This window comes from Lentilitoribacter sp. EG35 (assembly GCF_040784015.1).
In the GTDB taxonomy this organism is placed as follows: Bacteria; Pseudomonadota; Alphaproteobacteria; order Rhizobiales; family Rhizobiaceae; genus Lentilitoribacter.
This window is the reverse complement of record NZ_JBFNGQ010000007.1, coordinates 142,913-166,227: the sequence shown is the minus strand read 5'-3', so window position 1 is coordinate 166,227 and position 23,315 is coordinate 142,913. Positions and strand designations below refer to the sequence as shown.

The window sequence follows — 23,315 nt, the reverse complement described above, 5'->3', positions numbered from 1 at the left end:
CAAAAAGGCCGGACATTAAGCCCGGCCTTTTTACTTAGATTTCTTAGGTTTACTCAGCGTCTTCTGGAATGACCAAATTAAGAACAATTGCAATCACTGCCGCAGGTAACAAACCAGATGTAAGTAGTATTTGCATGGTCTTAGGCATATGGATCAGTGCGTCCGGCACCAATTGAAGACCCAAACCGACGGACAGGGCGGTTGCAAGGATCACCATATTTCTGCGTGTCCAGACAACGTCAGACAACATATTTAAACCGGCCGCCGCAACCATACCAAACATAACAATAACACCGCCACCAAGAACATTAATTGGTATCGTATTGATTGACGCGCCAACAATTGGCAAAAGACCACAGATAATAAGGAAAATTCCACCGATAGTCACAACATGACGGCTCATAATTCCTGTCATCGATATCAAACCGACATTTTGCGAGAAAGATGTATTAGGCAAACCACCGAATACACCAGCGACGGCTGTACCCAGACCATCTGCAAACGTTGCGCCTTGAATTTCCTTATCCGTTGCCTCACGTCCTGCACCACCTTTTGTGATACCAGAAACATCGCCAACAGTTTCTATTGCGGAAATAAATGACATTAAAATCATGCCGATGATAATTGCCCAATTAATCTCAAATCCATACTTAAATGGGTTTGGAAGGCCAAAAGCTGCTGCTTTACCAACATTACCGAAACTCACCTGGCCCATCATATAGGCGACAATGTAACCAACAATAATACCGACAAGAACCGCGGCAACTGCCGTCATACCTTTCGTGAAAAACTTCAAGGCTAGTGTGACAATGATAACAACCAGAGCCGGGATCCACATTGAAAGCGAACCAAATGTCATGCCGCTTATGTCTCCACCAGCGGCTTTTGCAGCGGCCAATTTACCCATGGCCGGAACGCCACCGGCCGCGTATTGAATACCGACTTTAATCAATGCCAAACCAATCATCAAAACAATAAGACCTGTTACAAGTGGCGGCAGTGCAAAACGAATGCGACCGATAAAGAAACCTATACAAAAGTGAAATAGTCCGCCGATTAACACACCGGTAAATAACCCAGCCAGCCCCGCAGTACCGGCGCCGACCACCGCTGGGATCATCACCGGTAGAAATGCAAAACTCGTGCCTTGAACAATTGGTAACTTAGCGCCAACAGGCCCCATGCCGATCGTTTGAATAAGCGTCGCAACACCTGCAAACAACATAGACATCTGGATCATATATGTCATATCTGGAAAACCAAGCGCACCTTGGTCTGATCCAAAACCAATACCGGCTGCACCTGCGACGATTATTGCTGGCGTTACGTTACTTGCAAACATCGCAAGCACATGTTGAATACCAAGCGGTATCGCCTTTGCCAGCGGCGGCGTATAATTGGGATCTTTAAGCTGTTCAGCCGTCCCTATTGAATTGTCTGCCATGATTTCTGTTCCCTGCTTTTTTTGCCAACAGCACCCCACTGCTGAGCTAATTGCAGTTTAGAACTCAGCCTGTGGCCAGCAAGACATATTGGGAAGTAGGAAGAAATATTTGCAATTAGTCACAGAAAATTGCGCCAAAATGACGCATTATCAAAATAAACCTTATTCATCTTCTCGTTTCACACGATATTCGCCTGTCTCAGGATCTTGAATAAGTGTACCCTGAGCACCCGTTCTTCGCTCATTTTCGGCCTCTTTTACACGTTTTGAGACCTTTTCGGCTGTTTTGGTCAGGTTTTTATACCCCCAATATCCGATCAAACTAAGAGCACCAAGTAGTATAATTCCGTTCATAACCCTCCCCTTTTTCTATTTCTACAGGCCGTATTGCGCCCACAATGCACGCTCTTCCACAGTTGTAGCGAAGCCTTGCGACAAGCCGGCAGCAATCATCTCACCATTCATACTCGTTAAACCTGAAATTCCGGGTGTGGGGCGCCCACCAAAAATGCCTCGTTTCGCGCTGATGAGGTTCATTTCCGTTTTTTCACCAAACTTGTCTTTCAAGACGGACCGTAGATCACCAATATCATCTACAAGACCTCGCTCTTTACCTTCTATTCCAGTCCAAAACTCACCCGTAAATAGATCAACTGTATCCACTAACTTGTCGCCACGAGAGGTTTTCACCATGTCGATAAAGACATCGTGAATTTCGAGCTGTAATTTTTTTAATCGTTCAATGTCGGCTTTCTTTTCAGGCTGGAAAGGATCAAGCGTCGATTTGTTTTTGCCTGCGGTATAAACACGTCGTTCAACACCGATTTTTTTCAAAAGTTCTGGAAAACCAAACCCACCAGAGATAACACCAATGGAACCGACAATTGATGATGGGTCGACATAAATCTCGTCACCAGCACAGGCAATCATATAGCCGCCGGATGCCGCTACATCTTCAACAAACATCAAAACTTTTTTGTCTTTTTCTTCTGCCAACTGGCGAATACGGCTGTAAATCATACGCGACTGAACAGGCGAACCACCAGGCGAATTAATGCTAAAGGCAACAGCAGGTGCTTTTTTATCCGAAAAGGCTTTATCGAGAAGAGTGGCAACAGATGCCAAATTAAGGTTCCGGCTGAATTGGTTACCACCTGACATAATTGCGCCGTGTAGTCGAACCACAGGGATTTCTACATTTTCGCTGCGAAACTTTTTTGGTAGTAGTTTTTTCAATCGGCGCATGCCTTAAGCTCCATAATTTAAATCTTGCACCTCATTTAGGTGTTTTTACACCAAAAACAATGCACTTGTTGCATCTTTACAAAAATTTACGCCCATTTATGAGATCGTCAGCAGCTTGAGTATAAACGCCTTTGCCCGAGCTTGTCCCATCGGCCTGCTCATGCATAATTAGCGGCGGACGGAGCGTTAGTCTTGCTCTGCTAGATTTCACACCTGTAACTAGAACTCTAATTGCATCACCATCAGACCTCGGAAAAACATTGGTGATTTCAAGTTGACCAAAGCGCCCTTCGCAAGCATTCAAAATATTTTGCAACGAAGAAGGTCGCGCAATCAATGACAATTGCCCTCTTGCTTTTAAAATTGCTGCGGCAGTTTTAATCCATTTCTCAAACATATTGTCTGACATCGCATGGGCGGTTGCTTTCAGTGCATCGGGTGTTGTCCGGTCTGCAGTCTCGTTAAAAGGTGGGTTCATGATCACAAAGTCAAAATGATTATCTAACAATCCAGCACTCAAACGAGCTAACCCCGATAATTCAACATCAGCGTTTAGGACCGAACATTGCTGGGCAAAGTCTCTGTTTTGATCGAGCGCTAGAGTGCGCCGAGCGAAGTCAGACATGATCTCCGTTTTTTCAACCAGAACTGTTTCAACGCCTGACCGCGAGGCTACGCTTAGTCCAGCCGCGCCAGCTCCTGCACCTAAATCTGCTAATTTTCCTGTCGCATCAAGTGGAACTGTCGCACCAAGCAACATCGCATCGATACCTGATCGATGGCCAACACCTTTTGGTTGCTCGATATAAAACTTGCCGTTGTGAAAGGCATCAATTGTAGATTGGGGGAGTTCACTTATCTCTGCTTCGGGCATCGTTATTTTTTATCTCGCAGCTCATTGCCCAGACCTGCATCGCTCATTAAACGGCGCGCGCGCACAATTTCATCAGAATCGACCAATAAACGTTTTGGCAGAAGACCAATTGATCCCTCCAAAATACTCATATTCTCGTCGGCAAGCAAAAATATGATATCCGCATCTTTCAGAAGGGTTTGCGCCAATGAAAGTGTAACGGCATTATTCGTTCTCATTAATTCGTCCAAAATGGCGCCCCCAATTCTCAACTGTCATGACTTCTCGCGAAGATGTTATATTTTTATGGTGAATTGATATGAACCGCGCCAATTCGCCACTTGCCCCATGTTAGCTAGGCAATTATGTTTCAACCTAATTATATTTCGCAGGAGATCAATCAGTTGGGCGTCGTAATTTCACTGGAAGAGAAGAAAAACTCTAAAGCATCAGTTAAACCGCTTGTTGATTTAACAAAACCTGACATGGATTTGGTCAATAAGTTGATTCTATCCAAAGCAGGGTCAGACGTTGAGATGATTCCTGAAGTCGCTGAACATCTGATCTCGTCGGGCGGCAAGCGCTTGCGCCCAATGCTTACAATCGCTGCCGCTAATATGCTTGGATATAAAGGCGAAGGTCATATTCGTTTGGCCACGAGCGTCGAGTTCATGCATACAGCAACCCTTTTGCACGATGATGTGGTAGACGAAAGCGACATGCGACGAGGAAAATCTACCGCTCGCATGATATGGGGCAACCAAGCGAGTGTACTTGTTGGTGACTTTCTGCTCGGTCAGGCGTTTAAAATGATGGTTGAAGTCGGCTCGCTCGACGCGCTGGATGTTCTATCTTCAGCTGCTTCCGTTATTGCCGAGGGAGAAGTGCTACAACTCTCTATAGCAAAGAATATGGAAACGACTGAAGATGATTATCTAGAAGTTATTCACGCAAAGACCGCAGCTTTATTTTCCGCTGCAGCCGAAGTTGGCCCAATCATTGCTGAGAGCCCTAAGGCTGAGCGCGATGCGCTTAAGTCATTTGGTACAAATCTTGGCCTTGCATTTCAAATGATAGATGATGCGCTTGATTATGGCGGTTCAGCAAAAGATCTGGGTAAGAATACTGGTGATGATTTCCGCGAAGGCAAAATTACACTTCCCGTTATTCTCGCCTATCGCAGAGGCAATGATGAAGAACGTGCATTTTGGAAAAGTGCGATTGAAGATGACAACACTGATGATGCTGCACTAGAACGCGCAACTGGGTTGATTGCAAAATATTCCGGTATAACAGACACAATTGCACGCGCTGAACTTTATAGTGCTAAAGCACGGGATGCATTAGCGCCATTGCCCGACACGCCCGAAAAAGCAGCACTTTTAGAAGTTGTTGATTTCTGTCTTAGCCGCGTTAGCTAATCAATTTCGCTGATAGTGGCCGACATTTTGAAAATAAATCGTTGATGTTGCCATTCTCGCGCGACTTATTGTTTGAAGAAAGTTGCATTTTCTTGAAATCAATTGCGATATGACCTTCAAAACTCCATGATTTGTGCATAATATCGCCATCACGTTTGGTAACAATGTCGAATCATTGAGTTAATAAAGGCTTCGTTTATGCGCAACAAATTGCTTCGCTCCTCCATATCGCTGTCACTGATGGTTCTGATGGCATCCGCCGCCACGACAATTTCTTTCAACGATGTGCGTGCGGCCAAGAGTGAAAAAGAGGTCGTTGACCTTGTTGCGGCAGATATTCCTTCATTTACAGGCGCATATCTATCGGGCCAAATAGCGGATTCAGATAGTGACATCGAAAACGCAATTGATTTTTATAACCGTGCGTTAGAATTTGACCCTGAAAATCGCGAAGCAAAACGAAGACTGTTTACAACACTTATTATTTCCGGCGACTTTGAAACAGCAAGCGGTCTTGCAGAAACCTTAAAGGATGATGCCGAAGTTGCTATGCTGGCCGAACGTGCGCTAGCCGTTAGATCAATACAAAAGCGTGAATATCGTCGAGCAGATAAATTTTTAGATCTCGAAGAGACTAATCCGGTCGATAAATTAATCAACCAACTTCTTTCTGCGTGGGCCAAATTTGGTGATAATAAAGTAAAGGAAGCCATTGCTCAGGTTAAAGGCCTTGAAGGACCAACATGGTATTCGGCATTTCAAGACTTCAATCTTGGTATGATGGCAGCAGCCTCTGGCGACTATGAAGCGGCGAAGACATATTTTGGTTCCTTAATCGCAAATCAAGATGCAATTCAAATCGCGCCCGATACTTACCTTCAAGGGGTTATGGCTCTAGCTACTTTGCACAATCAGGATGGTAAGAAAGATGAAGCACTTGCTGTTTTAACCGATACTATCCGCGCAGCATTTGCACCAGCTGATGCGCTTAAAAAGAAAATAGAACAAGATATTGAAACCCCTTATTCTGTCGCTAATGCCCAATCTGGTGCATCCTTTGCCCTTTATACAATTGGCGCTGCACTGAACCGTGAAGGTAATGAAGATATTGTCGCTCTGTATCTTCAATTCGCCCGCGCACTTGATGTCAAAAATGCAGCTGCCTTGGTTATGCTTGCGGAGTTAAAAGAACAACTAGGACAGTCGGACAAAGCAATTGCTATTTACCGCACTGTACCGGACAACTCACCTATGAAACGGCTTTCAGAGTTACAGCTAGGCCTCAATCTTGCTGATGTGGGCCAAGTCGAGGAAGCCCTTGCGCATATATCGGAGCTCATTAAAGCTTATCCAAACGATATCCGCGCCTATCTTGGTTATGGTAATATTTTATCGCGCGAGAAGAATTATCAAGCCGTTGTTGATAATTATGAGAACGCAATTAAGGCCGTTGGACCAATTCATGATCGCACCCATTGGAATCTCTTTTATCAATTGGGTATTGGTTACGAGCGCTTAAAGGTTTGGGACAAAGCTGAGAAAGCTTTCTTACGATCACTCGAGCTTTCGCCAAACCAACCAAGCGTCATGAATTACTTGGGCTATTCTTGGGTTGATATGAATATCAAACTCGAGGAAGGTATAGATATGATCAAGGCTGCCGTCGATCTTCGTCCGAACGACGGCTATATAGTGGATTCTCTCGGCTGGGCCTACTATCGCCAAGGAAAATATGAAGAGGCGACGCGTGAACTCGAGCGTGCAGTTGAACTTCGCCCTGCTGATCCAACCATCAATGATCATTTAGGCGATGCCTTTTGGCAGGTTGGACGCAAGATTGAAGCAAAATTTCAGTGGGAACGTGCACTACTTTCAATGGCGGACTTCGACGAAAGCCAAGTGCCTATCTTAAAACGAAAGCTCAAAGAGGGCTTAACGGACAAAACTGCTGCCAACGATGGCTAATAAGGTTTTATTTGAAGATGCACCAGCAAAGGTCAACCTCGCACTTCATGTGACTGGCCAACGTGCCGATGGCTTTCACCTTTTAGAAAGCCTTGTTGTGTTCACTAAATTTGGTGATCGAATTAGCGGATCAATTTCCGATAAGAATAACCTTTCAATAACTGGCCCATTTTCTACGGAGATGAACGCCTGCGAACCCTCAGATAATCTCATTTATAAAGCGCGTACTGCTCTTGCAGATTTTGCTCTTGCACATGGCATTAGCACACCCCCTATAGCTCTTACATGTGAAAAAAACCTTCCTGTCGCTTCAGGTCTTGGTGGTGGTTCGGCGGATGCTGCGGCGACATTGCGATTACTGATAAAAATTTGGCAGTTGGATATTGCCGAAACTGACTTAACCGCCATTGCGCTCAAACTTGGAGCGGATGTTCCGATGTGCCTCAGTAGCATTCCATTGATTGCGAAAGGCATCGGCGAAGAAATTGATGTGGTCTCAAACCTTCCACAATTTGCGTTGGTTCTTGCGAACCCTCTGATTGAAGTTTCAACGCCTGGAATTTTTTCAAAACTCAAATCAAAATCAAATCCGGGTTTTGATCATGTTGAAGTGCCATGCGGTTTGGATGATTTTCTTTCAGTATTAAATGGCTACCGAAATGATCTACAAGAGCCTGCAATAGACGTGGCGCCAGAGATCGAGCAATGCCTTGATGCATTATGTTCAACAAAGCCTCTATTCCATCGTATGTCAGGTTCAGGTGCTAGTTGTTTTGCTATATATAAAGATATGGACAACGCGCAGGTGGCTTACCACCTGGTCAAATCTCAATACCCAAATTGGTTTACCACCGCCACACCCTTAAGAGGTTCATAATGTCACGCATAGATGAAACACGATCTTTTATTCCGGTTAAATTTGCCGTTCTAACGATCTCAGATACGCGAAAGATTGATGACGACAGGTCAGGTCAAACACTCGTAGATCGTATCGCAAAAACAGGTCACACACTTATCAATCGGGACATTGTTACCGATGATAAGGATAAGATAGCTGCTCGCGTCTTGTCTTGGTGTAAAAAGGACGACATTGACGCCATTATAACCACTGGCGGAACCGGTTTTACCGGACGAGACGTTACACCTGATGCACTGGAACCATTGTTTGAAAAACGGATGGACGGGTTTTCAACCCTGTTCCACAATCTCTCAGAGACAAAGATCGGCACATCGACTATCCAATCTCGTGCCACGGCTGGTCTAATCAATAGTACTTTTGTGTTCGTTCTTCCAGGTTCGCCAGGTGCTTGCAAAGATGCGTGGGATGGCATTCTAGAGAAGCAATTCGACTACCGTCATTTGCCCTGCAATTTCGTAGAAATTATGCCGCGCCTTGATGAGCATTTAAAACGCGGTGCTGGCTCATAAGCAACTCTAAACTGCCACCTTCAAATAAGCAGCTGGCACCATTTCGCATTCCAGCCTGATGGTTCTTAGACCTTTCACAAGCTGCTCCAAATCCGGAGCAGATACCGCTCTTCCAAGGAATTTATGTTTCGGAACGATTACACCATGTTGTAGTCGGGTCTTAGGTCCAAATATACGTTTCATAATGGGAAGTTTATAAGTTTTAGATGCGCAGAACCGCGCACTCGCATCAGACGTTGCTATATGTTCACCCAATACATCAATCCAACCTATCGCAGGACGTGCTCCAGGCTCAATTAACAAAGCCCACTCACCTCTCATTTTCTGAACGGCATGATCAAGCTGAGCTAAACTACAGAAATTACAGCCCGCAGCGTCTGCAACTATGGAACTTCCATCACTTGATCCCAAATCCAGTATCGTCACATCAGATATTAGACCTTCAACAGCACCAGAGATAAGCGCACTTAGAGTCCGAGCAAGCTCAGCTTCTTGGTTATGGCATTGAACAAACACAGAGATCATAGCTGCGTTCTAACTGATGACAGGATGAAAATCCATAGAATATAATCTGCACTTTGTTCTTGATATGTTCTATTTTCCATGTTAGGAATATATTCAACAGGCGGAATCAAAAAATCATGCGCCGGGAGAACAAAATGAACAACCACAATCAGGATATGTCACCGGGCTATAATCACGCTGATGTCACGCGGCAACTATTGGCTGACCAGAGCATTAAGGTGGACAAGACCCGCCGCCGTGGTCGTGCCGCAGGCCTTAACCCAAGCGGACGTTATGAAATTCAGTCCCGCCATGGTTTTGATGATGGATGGGAAACACTGGAACAACTTGAACCTTTTAAAACCGACGTACAGGTTGAACGGGCACGCAGTGTCATCACACGCAATACATCACCTGATATTCCATTTGACCGCTCTATAAATCCTTATAGAGGTTGCGAACATGGCTGTATTTATTGTTTCGCTCGTCCTTCTCACGCCCATGTTGGTCTTTCCTCTGGTCTGGATTTTGAATCCAAACTCTTTGCCAAACCAGATGCGGCACGGCTTTTAAAGCGAGAACTTGCGAAAGATAACTACATACCCAAGAGCATTGCGATAGGAACGAATACAGACCCTTATCAACCCATAGAACGCAAAATGCGGATCATGCGTCAGATTTTGGAAGTCCTTGCAGAAGCAAAGCACCCTATTGGTATAGTTACGAAATCTGCATTGGTTTTACGTGATATCGATATCTTATCTCAAATGGCGCAAGATGGGCTGGTAAAAGTGGCTTTGTCGATTACCACAATTGACCGCAAGTTAGCACGTGCTATGGAACCGCGAGCTTCAACACCGACAAAACGTCTCGAAGCGTTAGATACTTTGAAGAAGGCTGGTATTCCCACATCAATTATGATCGCTCCGGTTATACCCGGTCTGACTGATTTTGAGATTGAGCGCATTTTGGATAGCGCTCACAGTGTGGGTGTCGAGCAGGCTAGCTATATCCTTCTTCGCTTGCCACGTGAGGTTAGTCCTCTTTTCAGAGATTGGTTATTACGTCATTATCCAGATCGGTACCGTCACGTCATGTCGCTTATTCGATCTATGCGGGGCGGAAAAGATTATGATGCGGAGTTCGGCTCACGTATGCGGGGGAATGGTCCTTATGCGTGGCAGATCAAACGCCGATTTGAAATGACATGCAAACGTCTGGGGCTTTCTAAGCGATTTTCTACACCGCGTACCGATCTTTTTACCGCGCCTGAAGGGGAAAACACTCAACTTAAACTCTTCTAATTTACGCGTCCCCTTGCGCATCATACGGGTTTATTCTCTCCACCGCCTCATGAGAACAAACCGATGCGCCAAGCAGATCGTTCTCTGTCCCCTGAGTGATCTGCACCACAGTCATCTTAGCCGCTGGCTGTGGACCTTGCGAGAGATCGGGTGGGTATGCAATTGTCCCCTTACAGATTGTAATACTCACCCGATTCGATGCCTCAAAAAATTAAACCAAAAACAAGAGATAGTCTTTTTGATATGCCAGAGAAGCCAAACTTCCAATTTGAGCTAGATCTTAAGACGCGTGGTATTTGGCCAGTAGCTGGACTTGATGAGGCAGGACGCGGCCCATTGGCAGGTCCTGTTGTTGCCGCTGCAGTCATCCTTGATGAAAATAATATCCCCGAAGGGCTTAATGACAGTAAAAAGCTTTCGCATAAAAAACGTGAAGCGCTCTTCTTTCAGATACTTGATACTGCAACCGTTGCTATCTGCTCAAACTGTGCACAAACTATTGATCAAACGGACATCAGGAAAGCTTCATTAGATGCAATGCGACGGGCACTAAATGCGCTAGCGGTTACTGCGAATTATGCACTTGTGGACGGAAGAGATATTCCACCAAAACTATCCATACCTGCTGACGCTCTCATTAAAGGCGATGCGCGCTCGATATCAATAGCCGCAGCATCTATCATCGCCAAGGTCACCAGAGACCATATGATGGAACAAGCTGCCACTACATTACCTGAATACAAATTTGAGAGACATGCAGGTTATGGAACGAAGATACACAAACAAGCAATCAAAGAGCATGGCGCATCAATCCTTCACAGAATGACATTTCGCCCTCTTCGCAAAGATTGAGCTTACGTCACTTATTCTTGTGATACACGTCACCATCTATCTCCAGAACATCAACACTGAATGTATCGATTTGCGGCAAAGACTTCATCACGCTGTCCAGAATAGCTTTTGAGATAGCCGATTTTCTTTCAGTCGATCGCCCCTTCAAAAGATGAGCCGTTACATGCACAAAGCTATCAGCCTGATTTCCATAATAAGCATTTAGGATGGCATGCGCACGCAGTTTTAAAGCTTTAGGGCGGATGCAATCAAACTCTATGCACGTATCAAAACAGCTTTCTAGCGCATTATTTAGTTGATCGTCATCAATAGAATCCGACCAATATTCTAAAACTATATGCGGCATCTTGATCTCCAAAATAAAAAACCCGCTGAGAACATATCAGCGGGCTTTCAAAATTCAAATATATAAACGCTAGTTCATGCGCTCTTTAACTTCGCTTAACGAAGCCTTGAAAAGATCTGAATGATTTCGCGTTGTAATCTTATCGCTCATCAACTTTTCAGCAGCAGAAATTGCAACTTCAACAGCTGTAGAACGAACCTCTGCAACAGCATCATTTTCAGCTTGAGCAATTTTTTGTTCTGCCATTGCCTGACGACGGACAACATACTCTTCGGACTTGCGACGAGCTTCATCCTTCATAGAATCAGCTTCTCGTTTTGCAATCTCCAGAATGTCCTTGGCTTCTTCTTCGGCTTCTTTGCGCTTACGCTGATATTCAGCCATTAACTGCTGGGCTTCTTCACGCAAACGTTTAGCTTCTTCAAGTTCATCGCGAATTTTATCCGCTCTGCCGTCCAAAGCAGCTGTAATTTTTGCCGGAACTCCAGCCTTAAAAATTATGCCTAGGAATATGATAAGACCGACAAATGCGAAAAATGTAGCATCGATATGCATAATCTTATCTCCTATTTAGCTGCGCTACGAACCGCTGCAGAAACTTCTGCTTTGGTTAGCTTTGCACCTAGTAATTGCTCAACAACAGCTTGAGCTGTATCACCAGCAATGCCGTCGACTTCGGCTAATGCTTTCGCTTTAACGTCAGCAACATGTGCTTCACTTTCAGCTAGACGCTTATTCAACGCTGCTTCGTGTTTTGCACGCTCAGCTTCAGATTCTGACTTAGCCTTCTCACGAGAGCTAGCAGCAATATCTGATGCTTTTTGACGAGCTTCAGCTAGTTCTTGCTCATATGCAGCCACAGCTGCGTCAGATTCGTCTTTAAGCCGATTGGCTTCATCTAAATCTTCTGCAATACGGTCATGGCGTGTTTCCAAAATCCCACCAATACGTGGTGAAATAACTTTGGAAATTAGCAGGTAAAAAATACCAAACGTAATTGCTAACCATAAAAGCTGTGATGGGTATAGACCAGGATCAAACGGAGGAAACGAACCTCCGCCACCTTCGCCGTGACCAGCAACTTCAGTATTTGCGTTTTGAGTCGTATTGGACTCCGCATGTGCGGCGGTCACAAACATATCTCACCTCCAAATAGTGTGATCATCGGGGGCAAATGCCCCACGCGACCAAACATTTTCTATTCGCTTAAATATTAAACAGCGAAAAGAAGAAGAAGTGCAACAAGCAATGAGAAAATGCCCAAAGCTTCTGTCACAGCAAAACCAAAGATCAAACGACCGAATTGACCATCAGCTGCTGAAGGATTGCGAAGTGCACCAGAGAGGTAGCTACCAAAGATGTTACCAAGACCGATACCTGCGCCACCCATGCCTAGACATGCAATACCTGCGCCGATGTATTTAGCTGCTTCTGCTTCCATAATTAAACTCCTTAGAAATTATGTTATTCATTCAAATATTTTCAAATAAGCGACATGCCTATCTGCAACTTCAACTTAGTGACTAGGGTGCAAAGCATCATTGAGGTACATACAAGTCAGTACCGCAAAGACATAAGCCTGCAAGAAAGCTACTAAGAATTCCAAACCTGTAAGTGCAACCGTCATAAACAATGGCAGTGCAGCACCCATGAAGCCAAGTGCGCCTTGAGCACCCATAGCAACGATAAATCCAGCAAACACTTTTAAAGTGATGTGGCCGGCCAACATATTCGCAAACAAACGAACAGAAAGGCTAATCGGACGTGAGAGGAAAGAAATAACCTCAATCATAACGACCAATGGCATAAGGACCCCAGGGATCCCCGATGGCACAAATAATTTTAAAAAGCCCAAACCGTGCTTCATAAAGCCGTAGACAACAACAGTGCCGATGACGAGCATAGCAAGTGCGAAGGTTACAATTAGATGGCTTGTGACTGTGAAGAAATAAGGGAACATGCCAATTAAGTTGGCAATAAGAACGAACATAAACAATGAAAAGACAAGTGGGAAGAAACGCATACCTTGCGATCCAGCGCCATCTCGCAGCATTGAAGCAACAAACTCGTAAGCCATTTCAGAGATGGACTGCAAGCGCGTTGGAATTAATCCACGGTTAGCTGTTGTTGCCATCAAGAATCCAGCAGCGACAACTGTTGTTGCAACCATAAACAATGAAGAATTCGTGAAGGAAAAATCCATGCCACCAATCTCGATCGGAACAAGTCTTGAAAGCTGGAACTGGCTGATAGGATCGTTAGCCACGTTTGTTTCTCCTCATTTTCCGGGTTTAACCGGTCTAAATACATTTGCCTCTAAGGCATTAATCTTCTTTTTTGGAATAACCCACTTTAGGTTTTTCCACCGCTCCAATGGAGCGTAAAACATTCAATACACCTGCGGCAAAACCCAAAAGAAGAAATACAATCATTCCCCATGGCGCAGTGCCTGCATATGTATCCAGCAGATAACCTAAAAGAGCACCAACAAATATTGCAGCTATAAATTCGCTTGAGAGCTTAATAGCAAGGCCATAGCCCTGTCGCTCTTCTGATTTATCAGCTGCCTCGTTTTCATCATCCAGTTTTTTAGCTGCAAGTTTGTCTTCCAGCTTCTGGCGACGGGTCTCAAGACTATCTACCATTTGACCTCACTTTACGTCTGCCTGCATCTCCAAAGAAGTAGCCCATAAAACCACATTCCCTTATTATTGAACATGCGAAAAACAGCCCGTAAGGCTATTGTCGAATTTCGCCGCAACATAGTTTTACAAGTGCTTATAGTCAAGCCGTTGTAGCGACCAAAAACACAAAAGATTAAGTTTTATAAATCAAAGACTTAACCGATTGACGTATTTTTATTAGCTCAAAGCTGCTAAACGAGATGGAAATTGCGACAGTGTTACACAGTAAATCAGAGACTTGAGGGTGGAGAATCTAACTCCAACCACCGCCATAGGTCACATAAAAGATGTGTAAACCTATTTTTCCAACGCGGCGCATAGATTTTGCCCATCTTGGACGGACATATGTCGCATGATAATGTGTGGAAGAGCCAACTTCTTTGAACCAGATTTTGCCAGCCGTTGTGGCAAGCGCAACCTCTTCGGCCTGATTCCATAGTTTGGGTGATTTTACGCGGTCGCGAATACCGTCACACGCAAACGAGAATTGACACCGATTGCGCCAGCTCTTGTTTTGATACACAACGCCGCAAATTGTATTTGGATAGGTCGGGTTTCTAACGCGATTGAGAATCACCTGAGCAACGGCTGCCTGCCCTCTTATGGGTTCACCGCGGGCTTCAAAATATATCCCTGCGGCAAGGCAACGCTGCTCACTTGCAGCAAAAACCCGCGCGGGGAGCGGCTTGGCAGCCCAGGCGTGATCACCTTTTTCGATTGGTGGAATAAAACGACCACGCTTAGCTTTCTCAGTTAAGATGGAAGCAAAGGGCGTTTCACGCGCATAATCCGCCGGAGGCGGAGCATAGGCAGTTGCTAGAATGTCTGCATTATTATTGGTTATAAGTGACCTAAGTATTTTAGGCACGTTTTTGGAGACTTTGGGCTTTCCCTTCTTGTAGAAGGCAGAGGCAATTTCAATCTCGCGCCCTTGGATTTTTGATTTTTCAAAAATCATTGTAACATCTTTACTCTCTCTCGGGAGCTGAAGCGAACTTTGCTCTCCTATGATCGATCCGGCAGAAAAATTCTTAGGTGGTTGCGATGGAGATACCGCCATCACCCGGCCTTTTTTCAGATGTCGTGTCACACGCTTTTCGTCAGGAGTAATTTCAGAAATACCAATTTTGGCGTTAAAAGAAACTGTCTCACCATTACCAAGACTTAGGCTAGCGGCGGGAACGGTTGAACCGGTCAAAATAGGATCAGCAAACGCCATCTCAGCTTTTTGAATTGCACCTGCGGGGGCTGACGTGATGTGCATTTTCCAGCGATCACCTTTACCAGACATCTGCGCCAGGATTGATGCTGTATCAGAATTTGCAACAACTGTGGGGGACATCATAAATCCGGCTAGACCGAATAAGACAGGCGCAACTACGGCGCTTATGCGTGCCAACACCCGGCTCGCCAAAGAACTATTCTTACGCAACACACTACTCCAACAGATACAAATACGCTTTACTTTACTGAAATGGATCATAATCGGTTAACCTTGATGGAAAGTTAATATGCCGCTCCCCAATTTGATAAGCGATGATAATTATGACCAAAGCGAGGCTTTCGCAGTCACGATTGAACGGATTAATTTCCAAGTTCAGGAATTTTCGTCGGGATTTAAAAAAACAATTGCTCTTCTTAAAATAAAGGCGCATCAATTTAACATATGTCCGACATCAAAATCAGCGATACAGTTATTAATCCAGTTTCTAAAACTAAACCACGATCCAGCGCGACCCGTGGGCTTATATTTATGGCAGTCGGAATGTTTTTATTTTCGGCAGGCGATATGCTCGCGAAATACCTGACTGCAGACTTCCACGCAGTTCAAATCATGTGGTCAAGACAGGCAGGCCTTATGGGAGGCGTTGTCATTCTAATTGCCTTCCGAGGTTTATCTGTTTTCCGTTCAACCCATCCACGTCTTCAAATCACACGAGGCGCAGCGGCTGCTGGTTCTGGGACGATATTTATTTTCGCAGTCGCCTATGTGCCATTGGCGGATGCGGTTGCCGTTAGCTTTGTTGCACCGTTTATGGTCACCATCATGGGCGCACTCTTTTTAGGCGAGAAGGTTGGCATCAGGCGTTGGACGGCTGTCATTATTGGATTTCTAGGCACACTTGTTGTTATACGCCCAGGTGCTGATGCTGTCCATCCGGCCGTATTTTTGGTTCTTATCGCCGCTGGGTTATTTGCCACACGGCAGATTCTATCACGTGCATTGAGTGATGATAAGACAACGACAACCATTGCTTACACGGCTCTTGTCAGTGGCGCGATACTGTCAACAGCACTACCAATTGTGTGGAAAACGCCTCAAACAGGTCAGGCAGTTTTGATTTTTGTTGGATTGGCAATCATCGCAGCCGCTGCGGAAATCTGCATTATCAAGGCTCTGGAGTTCACCGAAGCTGTAATTGTAGCCCCTGTTCATTATAGTCTGATCATCTGGGGTACGATGTATGGCTATGTTATATTTAATGATCTGCCCGATATTTGGACATGGGTTGGAGCAGCAATAATCAGCACATCCGGTATTTACACACTATATCGTGAGCATCATCTGTCAAAGCAAGCCTCAGGTACGGAATAGATACGTGACAAAGACAACTCCTAATCTCATTATATTTGATTGCGATGGTGTGCTGGTAGACAGCGTGATGGCGCATTGCGAAGTCTTATCCGCGAACTTTGCAAAATACGGCTTAGAGATCAGTCCGATTGACTGTCGCGACAAACTCGGTGCAGGAAAAATGTCTGAAATTGGCAATGCAGCACAAAAACTTGGTGCATCATTACCTGACCACTGGCTAGACGAAATCTATTATGAGATTTTCACACGCCTCGAACAGGGTGTTCCACTTATAGATGGCATCGAGGATGCTTTAAAACAAATCAAAGCAGAACAAATAAAGATCTGCGTCGCTTCCAATGGAAGCCGAAAAAAAATGGAGATCATGCTCGGTGCAAGCGGGCTACTAAGTCATTTTGATGAATACATCTATTCAGCACACGATGTGGGTGTTTGGAAACCAGACCCGGGGCTTTTTTTACATGCAGCGGGTCAGATGCGTGAAGATGTTTCCGAGTGTATTGTCATCGAAGACAGTCCAACAGGAGCATTGGCAGCAAAGCGTGCTGATATGAAATGTTTAGGCTATGCAGCGGATACTAATGCAAATGATTTGATATCTCATGGTGCGACAAAATTTTTATCCATGCGGGAGATACCTAAATTAGTGGGTATTTGAGATATATTAGCAATAACATATGATCCAAACTTCAGAACCTTACTAAACAAAAGTAGCCCATGCCAAAATCACAACTCCACGGCCATCTCGCTATGCTCCTTATGTCTTTCTGCATCGCTGGATCTTTTAGTCTTGGATCAGAAATTGCAAACGTTGTTTTACCAGATGCACTTACGGCGGTACGCTTTGTAGCTGCCGCAATATTTATGGGATGTATCATCACACTAAATGGCAAGGCAAAACGCAGACATTTTGCAGCACCATGGCGTTTTTTATTATTGGGTGCGGTTTTCTCTGTCTATTTCGTCGCCATGTTTGAAGCATTGAAAATAACGGCACCGGTTTCGACAAGCGCAGTCGCCACACTAATTCCGCTCATGACGGCTATCTTCGGCTATGCACTACTTAGACAAGCTATGACAAAACGCATGGCCTTGGCACTCGCTATCGGTGCTTTTGGAGCTTTATGGGTAATTTTTAAAGCTGATCTGAACGCGTTTGTGAAATTTGATCTTGGTTTGGGAGAATTTATCTTTTTCTTTGGCGCAGCCGCGCATGCGCTTTATACTGTACTGTTTCGAAAACTAAACCGAGGCGAACCTGTCACTGTTTCGACATTTGGCGTTATGGTAGGAGGTGCTATTGCTCTTATAATCTATAGCTATCAAAATATTCTTGATACGAACTGGTTAGAACTTCCGGCAAGATTCTGGCTCATTTTTACCTATCTCGTGCTTATTACAACATCGCTGACATTTTTTCTGACACAATTTGCAGCATTACGCCTTCCCTCTGCAAAAGTCATGGCTTACACATATCTTGTCCCAAGTTGGGTGATTTTATGGGAGTGGGTGATTGGTAATGGTCTGCCAGACCTAAAAATAAGTGTTGGCGTTGCCATTACAACAATCGCGCTTCTTATCCTTTTAAAGAATGAAGAAAAAGCCTAAATGGATAATCTCACCCATTTAAATTAACGCCGGCGTCGGCGACCTTCAAACGGATTATCACCAGATCGATAATGTATGCGGATCGGAATGGCCGGCATATCAAAATCTTCACGCATTTTATTGATCAAATAACGTGAATAAGATGTTGGCAAAGAATCTGGGCGAGTACAGGAGATCATAAAACCAGGTGGGCGTGATTTAACCTGTGTCATATATTTCAATTTCAAACGGCGGCCCGATACTGCCGGTGGCGGATGCTGCGCCGTTGTTATATTCAACCAACGGTTCAACCGTGCGGTTGGAATACGACGGTTCCATATTCTATGGGTATCGATCACTGCTTGCATAAGCTTGTCGAGCCCATTGCCCATCTGACCGGAAATTGGCACAGCCAGTATTCCGCGCACTTGCGGCAAAAGACGTCTTGTTTCTTCATGCAGATATTTCAAATGCTCTTGGCGATTTTCCACCAAATCCCATTTATTTATCGCAATCACACATGCACGGCCTTCTTTGATAATCAGATCAGCAATATGCAAGTCCTGTTTCTCAAAAGGAATTGTTGCGTCGAGGACAACGACAACAACTTCTGCAAACCGGATTGCACGCAATGCATCTGCAACTGAAAGTTTCTCAAGCTTTTCTTGAACCCGAGCACGCTTACGCATACCAGCAGTGTCAAACATCTTGATCTTGCGATCGTTCCATTCCCATTCGACAGAAATAGAATCGCGCGTTATGCCAGCTTCCGGTCCGGTAAGCAGTCTGTCCTGACCTAAAAACTCGTTGATCAGCGTAGATTTCCCGGCATTTGGACGACCAACAACTGCGACACGAAGTGGCTTACTCGTATCAATCTCGAGCTCTTCCTCATCATCTTCAAAGTCATCATCGTACACATCGACATCGGTTTCAGCTTCGTCGAAATCCTCTTCGTCATCATCAAATGCGACATCTTCTCCCACAGCGTCGACAATTGCATCACGTAGATCGAGCAGGCCTTCACCATGTTCGGCAGAAATTGGGCATGGTTCACCGAGGCCTAAGCGATACGCATCAAGCAGGCCGGATTCAGCTCCCCTAGCCTCGGATTTATTGGCGACCAAGACCACCTTCTTACCACGCTTGCGCAAAAGCTTTGCGAGCGTTTCATCTGCAGGAGTGATACCCATTTTTGCGTCGACCAAAAAAAGCGCAATATCTGCTTCATCAATCGCAGCTTCAGTTTGCGCGCGCATGCGGCCTTCAAGCGTATCAGGGCCGGATTCTTCCAAGCCCGCTGTATCAATCATCTGGAAATGAAGATCTACAAGTTTCGCATCGCCCGGTCTCCGGTCACGCGTAACGCCGGGCGTATCGTCAACAAGCGCCAGCTTTTTGCCTGCCAAACGGTTAAATAATGTTGACTTACCCACATTTGGGCGACCAACGATAGCTAGTGTGAAACTCATTTGTGCATCCAATCATGCCCCACATATCATTTTAGATATCTGTTTGGGTATTTAATTGCTTAATTACGATGCTGCGCTGCGACCAGCAATAAGATCGAGAATAACTTGCGCGCGCGAACTCATCTGCTGCGGAGAACGACGATCATCAACAATTAGCTGCATCCACTCTTTTGCGCGGGCAAAATCATTTGCTTTATAGGCAGCTAATCCAAGCGCCTCACGAGCAGAATGGCGCATTGCATTTTCTGTATCGGTTAAAACCTCAACTTCACGCGATACATCATCGTACGATCCGTGATCAACAAGCAGATAGGCAGCTCTAATTTTTGCGATATCTTGCAACGCTTTTGGCACACCATTGTCGCCAGATACAGCCTGAAAGGCTGCAATCGCAGAACTGGCGTCGCCTTTATCGGCCAACACTGTTGCGGCACGGAGCTTAGCCATCAAAGGATAGGCACCGTATCCCTCTGCTTCAAGCTTATCAAAACCTTCAATAGCTTCATCTTGTCGACCTTCTCGCGCAGCAGTTAGTGCTTCTAGGAAGATATCACCTGATGCAGCGGCTTGATTGGCAGTATATTCCTTATAAGCAACATTGCCTGCCACACCGACAACGATGGCCACAGCACCACCAATAATGAACTTGCCGTATTTCTTCCAAATGGCCGTTGCAGCATCGGAACGTAGCTCTTCATTGACTTCGCGAATAAAATTGTCGTCTTCACTACTCATGATAAGATCGTCTTCTATTTAAAATATTGATTATGCCGCCTTCTAAACGATTTTGGAAAAGTTAAAAGAGCTTTTTGATAAAAGAGCGGCATTAACGTGCTTAAACGCCAGAAATGCGGTAAAATGATCACATTACGTTTAATTTGCAGGCGTTTGGGAGAGACACAAGCATGGCCATCGATATTAAAAAAGCCAAGATGCGTCTGGATGGAGTACAAAAAGAACTCGAGGCGTTTTCTAAACTGTCGGCAGAATTTCGCGAACCTGTTATCCTTGATCAAAATTCGGTCGGCCGTTTATCGCGGATGGATTCTATGCAGCAGCAGGCCATGGCACAAGCGCAGGAACGCAACCGCACACGCGACCTCGTGCGTATTGAAATGGCTCATCGCAGAATGAACGAAGATGAATATGGCTATTGCGTCAATTGCGGCGAAGAAATTCCTGATAAACGGCTTGAGATTGACCCAATGGCGGAACGCTGCGTAACTTGTGCGGAAAATGTATAGGGAATCCAAGCTCAAGTCATAGGTTTGCCATAATTTCTAGTTTGATATATGCACAACAGATAACAAAATTATGCGACAACCTCACCTCATTGAGGTCGTCCATCTGAAAGATTTTTTTGACCAAAAACTTACCCCTATTATCATGTATATGTAGCATGAGTTTAGCGTTTGGCTTCCAAAGCGAGCCTGTTTATGCAAAAGAAAACCAGATCATTTTGATCTCGTTTGATGGCGCTCATGACAACAAATTATGGGAGAAAAGCCTACACATCGCAGAACAAAGTTCAGCAAAATTCACCTACTTTCTCTCCTGTGTGTTTTATATGCAAAAGCGCGATGCCAAAGGCATTTACAAAGCACCAGGCAGGACCAGAGGCACATCCAATATTGGTTTTGCTCCTTCTGTTGAAGACGTTACCACACGACTTGAGCACGTTTGGGCTGCTCGTAATTTTGGACATGAGATAGGAAATCATACTTGCGGGCATTTTGATGGTGCGAACTGGAGTGCTGATCAATGGTCTTCAGAGCTTGCGCAGTTTAACGATATCTTATCTTCTGCATGGTCGCGCAACGGATTAGCGCATCTTGAACCCATTGGATGGAAAAAGTTTGTCAAAGACGAGATTAAAGGGTTTCGTGCGCCTTATTTATCTGTCGGCAACGGCCTGTTCAAAGCACTCAAAAGTAATGGCTTTGCCTACGATGCCAGCACCGTATCACGCGGACCAAAAATACCAAACATGGCTAAGGATGTTGTGGAATTTGCGCTTCCCCTCATCCCGGAAGGGCCTTCAAAACGTCCTATTATTGCAATGGATTACAACCTATATGTAAGACATTCCAAGGCCGAGGAAAATGCCGCGCACTCAACGGAATTTGAAACACGCACTTTAAATGCATTTAATGCAGCATTTGAAAAGCAATATAATGGCGACCGCATACCGTTTCAAATTGGTTATCACTTTGTCGAAATGAATGCGGGCGCCTACTGGCGTGCGCTTGAGCGCTTTGCGATAGATGTGTGCAACAAGCCAGATGTTGACTGCATCACATATCAAGAGGCGCTTTCACGCCTCAAGAATACGTCAGATAAAAATGGTTAGGCGTTTTGGGGCGCATCATCGTGTGACGCAACTTCATCCTGATAAATGATACTTTCGAATGCACTCAAACGTTTGTAAATTGAAATAAGGTCAACAATCGTTGTCCATGAATTTGCAAAGAACTTAAAGCTCTCTTCCACTCGATCAAATGCATCTCTTATCTGTTGGAATACACCAAATGTAATTGCACCTGACACAATAGTTGGCCCAAGTACGGCAAGTGGTATAAAGTTAGAGCCTTGCAGATACGCATAGCGTGCTAAATTAAAGTACAAATAATTGAAGTAAAGTTTGAAGTAGTTTTTCCTGACCGCAGCAAATAGCTCTTTAACAGTTTGTGGTTGTGCATGATCACCACTATCTTCACCATAAACTAGCTCTTTACGATAGGCCGCTTCAACTTTCTGATTATTAAATTCAAGCCCAGGCAACTTTATGCCTACTACAGCTAATAACACAGTACCCAACAATGCCGACATAATAGCCACATAAACCATAGAACCATCTACTCTACCAAAGAAAGGCAGCTCTGTAACTTTCTGAGATAGACTATAAAGTAATGGCAAAAATGCAATTAAAGTCATCATAGATCGCACAAAGGCCACACCTAACCCCTCAACAATACTGGCAAATCGCATCGTATCTTCCTGCACACGCTGGGCCGCACCCTCAACGTGGCGAAGCTTTGGCCAGTTTTCCATATAATAATCATTCATTGCAGTACGCCAGCGAAATACATAATGGTTCACAAAAAATGAAAGTAAAATGAGAACTGATATGCTGACGATAAGAATTGGTACAACTGTTATTAACTCGCCATAATACACTGAGAGTTTTACTGAGTTAGGTTCTGTCAAAGCTTTTTGAATAAGGTCAAAGAAGTTACCAAACCAACCGTTGAAATAAACAGAGATTTGAACGCTATAATAGGTGACTAAGATGATAACCGTCGAACCAAAGACGGACCATACATACCATTTATTGCGTTCAATGAAAAACCAAATCAAGGTAAACCCGAAGCCTGCCACAAGAATATAGATGTATATTGAAAGCTTATCCACCGTTAGAAATGGTGGACGTTCACCTTCAACTGCTTGAGGAACAAACTCCTCCAAATATTCAAGCATTGGCACAAAGTCGGATAAAAATCCGAACCAAATTATAATGGCAACAGCCGTCCAAACGACTACCGATGAAAAGAATATAATCGGACTTGGAAAAAAAGATCTAAACAATATTTTAACCTTTTGTTATTCGCGCAATT

Annotated in this window: 28 protein-coding genes; 11 read left to right on the top strand and 17 right to left on the bottom strand. The window is 44.7% G+C overall.

Translation table 11 applies throughout. The features are described 5' to 3' along the window. Positions 1–49 precede the first annotated feature (49 nt). From AB2J24_RS13580 to AB2J24_RS13560, 5 genes are all read right to left on the bottom strand, one after another. Positions 50–1,444 (bottom strand): uracil-xanthine permease family protein, encoded by a 1,395-nt coding sequence (locus AB2J24_RS13580; protein WP_367385839.1) that lies wholly within the window; start codon positions 1,442–1,444, stop codon positions 50–52. A 162-nt stretch (positions 1,445–1,606) separates the two neighbouring features. Further along, positions 1,607–1,798 carry a hypothetical protein gene (locus AB2J24_RS13575; RefSeq protein ID WP_162651985.1) on the bottom strand — a complete coding sequence of 64 codons (192 nt, stop codon included), beginning with the start codon at positions 1,796–1,798 and terminating at the stop codon, positions 1,607–1,609. Positions 1,799–1,819: 21 nt separating this feature from the next. Further along, complete coding sequence (locus AB2J24_RS13570; RefSeq protein ID WP_367385838.1) at positions 1,820–2,689, bottom strand: S49 family peptidase; 870 nt, start codon at positions 2,687–2,689, stop codon at positions 1,820–1,822. A gap of 76 nt (positions 2,690–2,765) precedes the next feature. Continuing rightward, entirely contained in the window at positions 2,766–3,548 is a 783-nt protein-coding gene (locus AB2J24_RS13565; RefSeq protein WP_367385885.1) for a tRNA1(Val) (adenine(37)-N6)-methyltransferase, read from the bottom strand. Positions 3,549–3,565: 17 nt separating this feature from the next. Next, complete coding sequence (locus AB2J24_RS13560) at positions 3,566–3,793, bottom strand: DUF2007 domain-containing protein (protein WP_367385837.1); 228 nt, start codon at positions 3,791–3,793, stop codon at positions 3,566–3,568. Between the two features lie 153 nt (positions 3,794–3,946). On the opposite strand from AB2J24_RS13560, the gene AB2J24_RS13555 reads away from it, so the two are divergent. The 4 genes from AB2J24_RS13555 (at position 3,947) to moaB (ending at position 8,356) form a co-directional block, all read left to right on the top strand. Next, positions 3,947–4,963, top strand: a complete 1,017-nt coding sequence (locus AB2J24_RS13555; protein ID WP_162651988.1) for a polyprenyl synthetase family protein — start codon at positions 3,947–3,949, stop codon at positions 4,961–4,963. A gap of 198 nt (positions 4,964–5,161) precedes the next feature. Continuing rightward, positions 5,162–6,928, top strand: coding sequence for a tetratricopeptide repeat protein (locus AB2J24_RS13550; protein ID WP_367385836.1), 1,767 nt, complete (start codon positions 5,162–5,164; stop codon positions 6,926–6,928). Further along, positions 6,921–7,805 (top strand): 4-(cytidine 5'-diphospho)-2-C-methyl-D-erythritol kinase, encoded by an 885-nt coding sequence (locus AB2J24_RS13545; protein WP_367385835.1) that lies wholly within the window; start codon positions 6,921–6,923, stop codon positions 7,803–7,805. The genes AB2J24_RS13550 and AB2J24_RS13545 overlap by 8 nt, the downstream gene beginning before the upstream one ends. After that, complete coding sequence (gene moaB / locus AB2J24_RS13540; protein ID WP_162651991.1) at positions 7,805–8,356, top strand: molybdenum cofactor biosynthesis protein B; 552 nt, start codon at positions 7,805–7,807, stop codon at positions 8,354–8,356. Before AB2J24_RS13545 ends, moaB begins: the two co-directional genes overlap by 1 nt. Before the next feature lie 6 nt (positions 8,357–8,362). Here moaB and AB2J24_RS13535 read toward each other — a convergent pair whose 3' ends face one another. Continuing rightward, the gene (locus AB2J24_RS13535; RefSeq protein WP_367385834.1) at positions 8,363–8,881 is read right to left on the bottom strand and encodes a glycosyl transferase; all 519 of its coding nucleotides are present in this window, start codon (positions 8,879–8,881) and stop codon (positions 8,363–8,365) included. Between the two features lie 134 nt (positions 8,882–9,015). Here AB2J24_RS13535 and AB2J24_RS13530 point away from each other — a divergent pair, with 134 nt between their 5' ends. Beyond that, entirely contained in the window at positions 9,016–10,164 is a 1,149-nt protein-coding gene (locus tag AB2J24_RS13530; protein ID WP_420883656.1) for a PA0069 family radical SAM protein, read from the top strand. A 1-nt stretch (position 10,165) separates the two neighbouring features. Here the strand turns inward: AB2J24_RS13530 and AB2J24_RS13525 are convergent, their stop codons facing one another. Next, entirely contained in the window at positions 10,166–10,354 is a 189-nt protein-coding gene (locus tag AB2J24_RS13525) for a hypothetical protein (RefSeq protein ID WP_162651994.1), read from the bottom strand. A gap of 20 nt (positions 10,355–10,374) precedes the next feature. Here AB2J24_RS13525 and AB2J24_RS13520 point away from each other — a divergent pair, with 20 nt between their 5' ends. Next, positions 10,375–11,016, top strand: a complete 642-nt coding sequence (locus AB2J24_RS13520) for a ribonuclease HII (RefSeq protein ID WP_367385883.1) — start codon at positions 10,375–10,377, stop codon at positions 11,014–11,016. Positions 11,017–11,023: 7 nt separating this feature from the next. On the opposite strand, the gene AB2J24_RS13515 is transcribed toward AB2J24_RS13520, so the two are convergent. From AB2J24_RS13515 to AB2J24_RS13485, 7 genes are all read right to left on the bottom strand, one after another. Continuing rightward, on the bottom strand, positions 11,024–11,362 hold the full coding sequence (locus tag AB2J24_RS13515) for a hypothetical protein (RefSeq protein WP_367385833.1): 339 nt from the start codon (positions 11,360–11,362) through the stop codon (positions 11,024–11,026). A gap of 69 nt (positions 11,363–11,431) precedes the next feature. Further along, on the bottom strand, positions 11,432–11,911 hold the full coding sequence (locus AB2J24_RS13510; protein WP_162653559.1) for a F0F1 ATP synthase subunit B: 480 nt from the start codon (positions 11,909–11,911) through the stop codon (positions 11,432–11,434). A 17-nt stretch (positions 11,912–11,928) separates the two neighbouring features. Next, the gene (locus tag AB2J24_RS13505; protein ID WP_367385832.1) at positions 11,929–12,501 is read right to left on the bottom strand and encodes a F0F1 ATP synthase subunit B; all 573 of its coding nucleotides are present in this window, start codon (positions 12,499–12,501) and stop codon (positions 11,929–11,931) included. 74 nt (positions 12,502–12,575) lie between these two features. Beyond that, complete coding sequence (locus AB2J24_RS13500) at positions 12,576–12,803, bottom strand: F0F1 ATP synthase subunit C (RefSeq protein ID WP_007196430.1); 228 nt, start codon at positions 12,801–12,803, stop codon at positions 12,576–12,578. A gap of 75 nt (positions 12,804–12,878) precedes the next feature. Then, positions 12,879–13,628, bottom strand: coding sequence for a F0F1 ATP synthase subunit A (locus AB2J24_RS13495; protein WP_162651997.1), 750 nt, complete (start codon positions 13,626–13,628; stop codon positions 12,879–12,881). 58 nt (positions 13,629–13,686) lie between these two features. After that, positions 13,687–14,007, bottom strand: coding sequence for an AtpZ/AtpI family protein (locus AB2J24_RS13490; RefSeq protein WP_367385831.1), 321 nt, complete (start codon positions 14,005–14,007; stop codon positions 13,687–13,689). 292 nt (positions 14,008–14,299) lie between these two features. Continuing rightward, positions 14,300–15,478: a cell wall hydrolase gene (locus tag AB2J24_RS13485; protein ID WP_420883655.1), complete on the bottom strand. Its 1,179-nt coding sequence runs from the start codon at positions 15,476–15,478 to the stop codon at positions 14,300–14,302. A gap of 234 nt (positions 15,479–15,712) precedes the next feature. Here AB2J24_RS13485 and AB2J24_RS13480 point away from each other — a divergent pair, with 234 nt between their 5' ends. From AB2J24_RS13480 to AB2J24_RS13470, 3 genes are read left to right on the top strand one after another with little or no spacing between them, the layout of a single operon-like run. Then, positions 15,713–16,642, top strand: a complete 930-nt coding sequence (locus AB2J24_RS13480; RefSeq protein WP_367385830.1) for a DMT family transporter — start codon at positions 15,713–15,715, stop codon at positions 16,640–16,642. Between the two features lie 4 nt (positions 16,643–16,646). Further along, complete coding sequence (locus tag AB2J24_RS13475) at positions 16,647–17,300, top strand: HAD family hydrolase (protein ID WP_367385829.1); 654 nt, start codon at positions 16,647–16,649, stop codon at positions 17,298–17,300. A 59-nt stretch (positions 17,301–17,359) separates the two neighbouring features. Further along, positions 17,360–18,250: a DMT family transporter gene (locus AB2J24_RS13470; RefSeq protein ID WP_367385828.1), complete on the top strand. Its 891-nt coding sequence runs from the start codon at positions 17,360–17,362 to the stop codon at positions 18,248–18,250. Between the two features lie 23 nt (positions 18,251–18,273). On the opposite strand, the gene der is transcribed toward AB2J24_RS13470, so the two are convergent. Then, complete coding sequence (gene der, locus AB2J24_RS13465; protein ID WP_367385827.1) at positions 18,274–19,701, bottom strand: ribosome biogenesis GTPase Der; 1,428 nt, start codon at positions 19,699–19,701, stop codon at positions 18,274–18,276. 63 nt (positions 19,702–19,764) lie between these two features. Then, positions 19,765–20,436 carry a tetratricopeptide repeat protein gene (locus AB2J24_RS13460; RefSeq protein WP_162652003.1) on the bottom strand — a complete coding sequence of 224 codons (672 nt, stop codon included), beginning with the start codon at positions 20,434–20,436 and terminating at the stop codon, positions 19,765–19,767. A gap of 170 nt (positions 20,437–20,606) precedes the next feature. Here AB2J24_RS13460 and AB2J24_RS13455 point away from each other — a divergent pair, with 170 nt between their 5' ends. Then, complete coding sequence (locus AB2J24_RS13455; protein ID WP_162652004.1) at positions 20,607–20,945, top strand: TraR/DksA family transcriptional regulator; 339 nt, start codon at positions 20,607–20,609, stop codon at positions 20,943–20,945. 155 nt (positions 20,946–21,100) lie between these two features. After that, positions 21,101–22,051 (top strand): polysaccharide deacetylase family protein, encoded by a 951-nt coding sequence (locus AB2J24_RS13450; protein ID WP_367385826.1) that lies wholly within the window; start codon positions 21,101–21,103, stop codon positions 22,049–22,051. Here AB2J24_RS13450 and sbmA read toward each other — a convergent pair. Beyond that, positions 22,048–23,286, bottom strand: coding sequence for a peptide antibiotic transporter SbmA (sbmA, locus tag AB2J24_RS13445; protein WP_367385825.1), 1,239 nt, complete (start codon positions 23,284–23,286; stop codon positions 22,048–22,050). The genes AB2J24_RS13450 and sbmA overlap by 4 nt on opposite strands. Positions 23,287–23,315 lie beyond the last annotated feature (29 nt).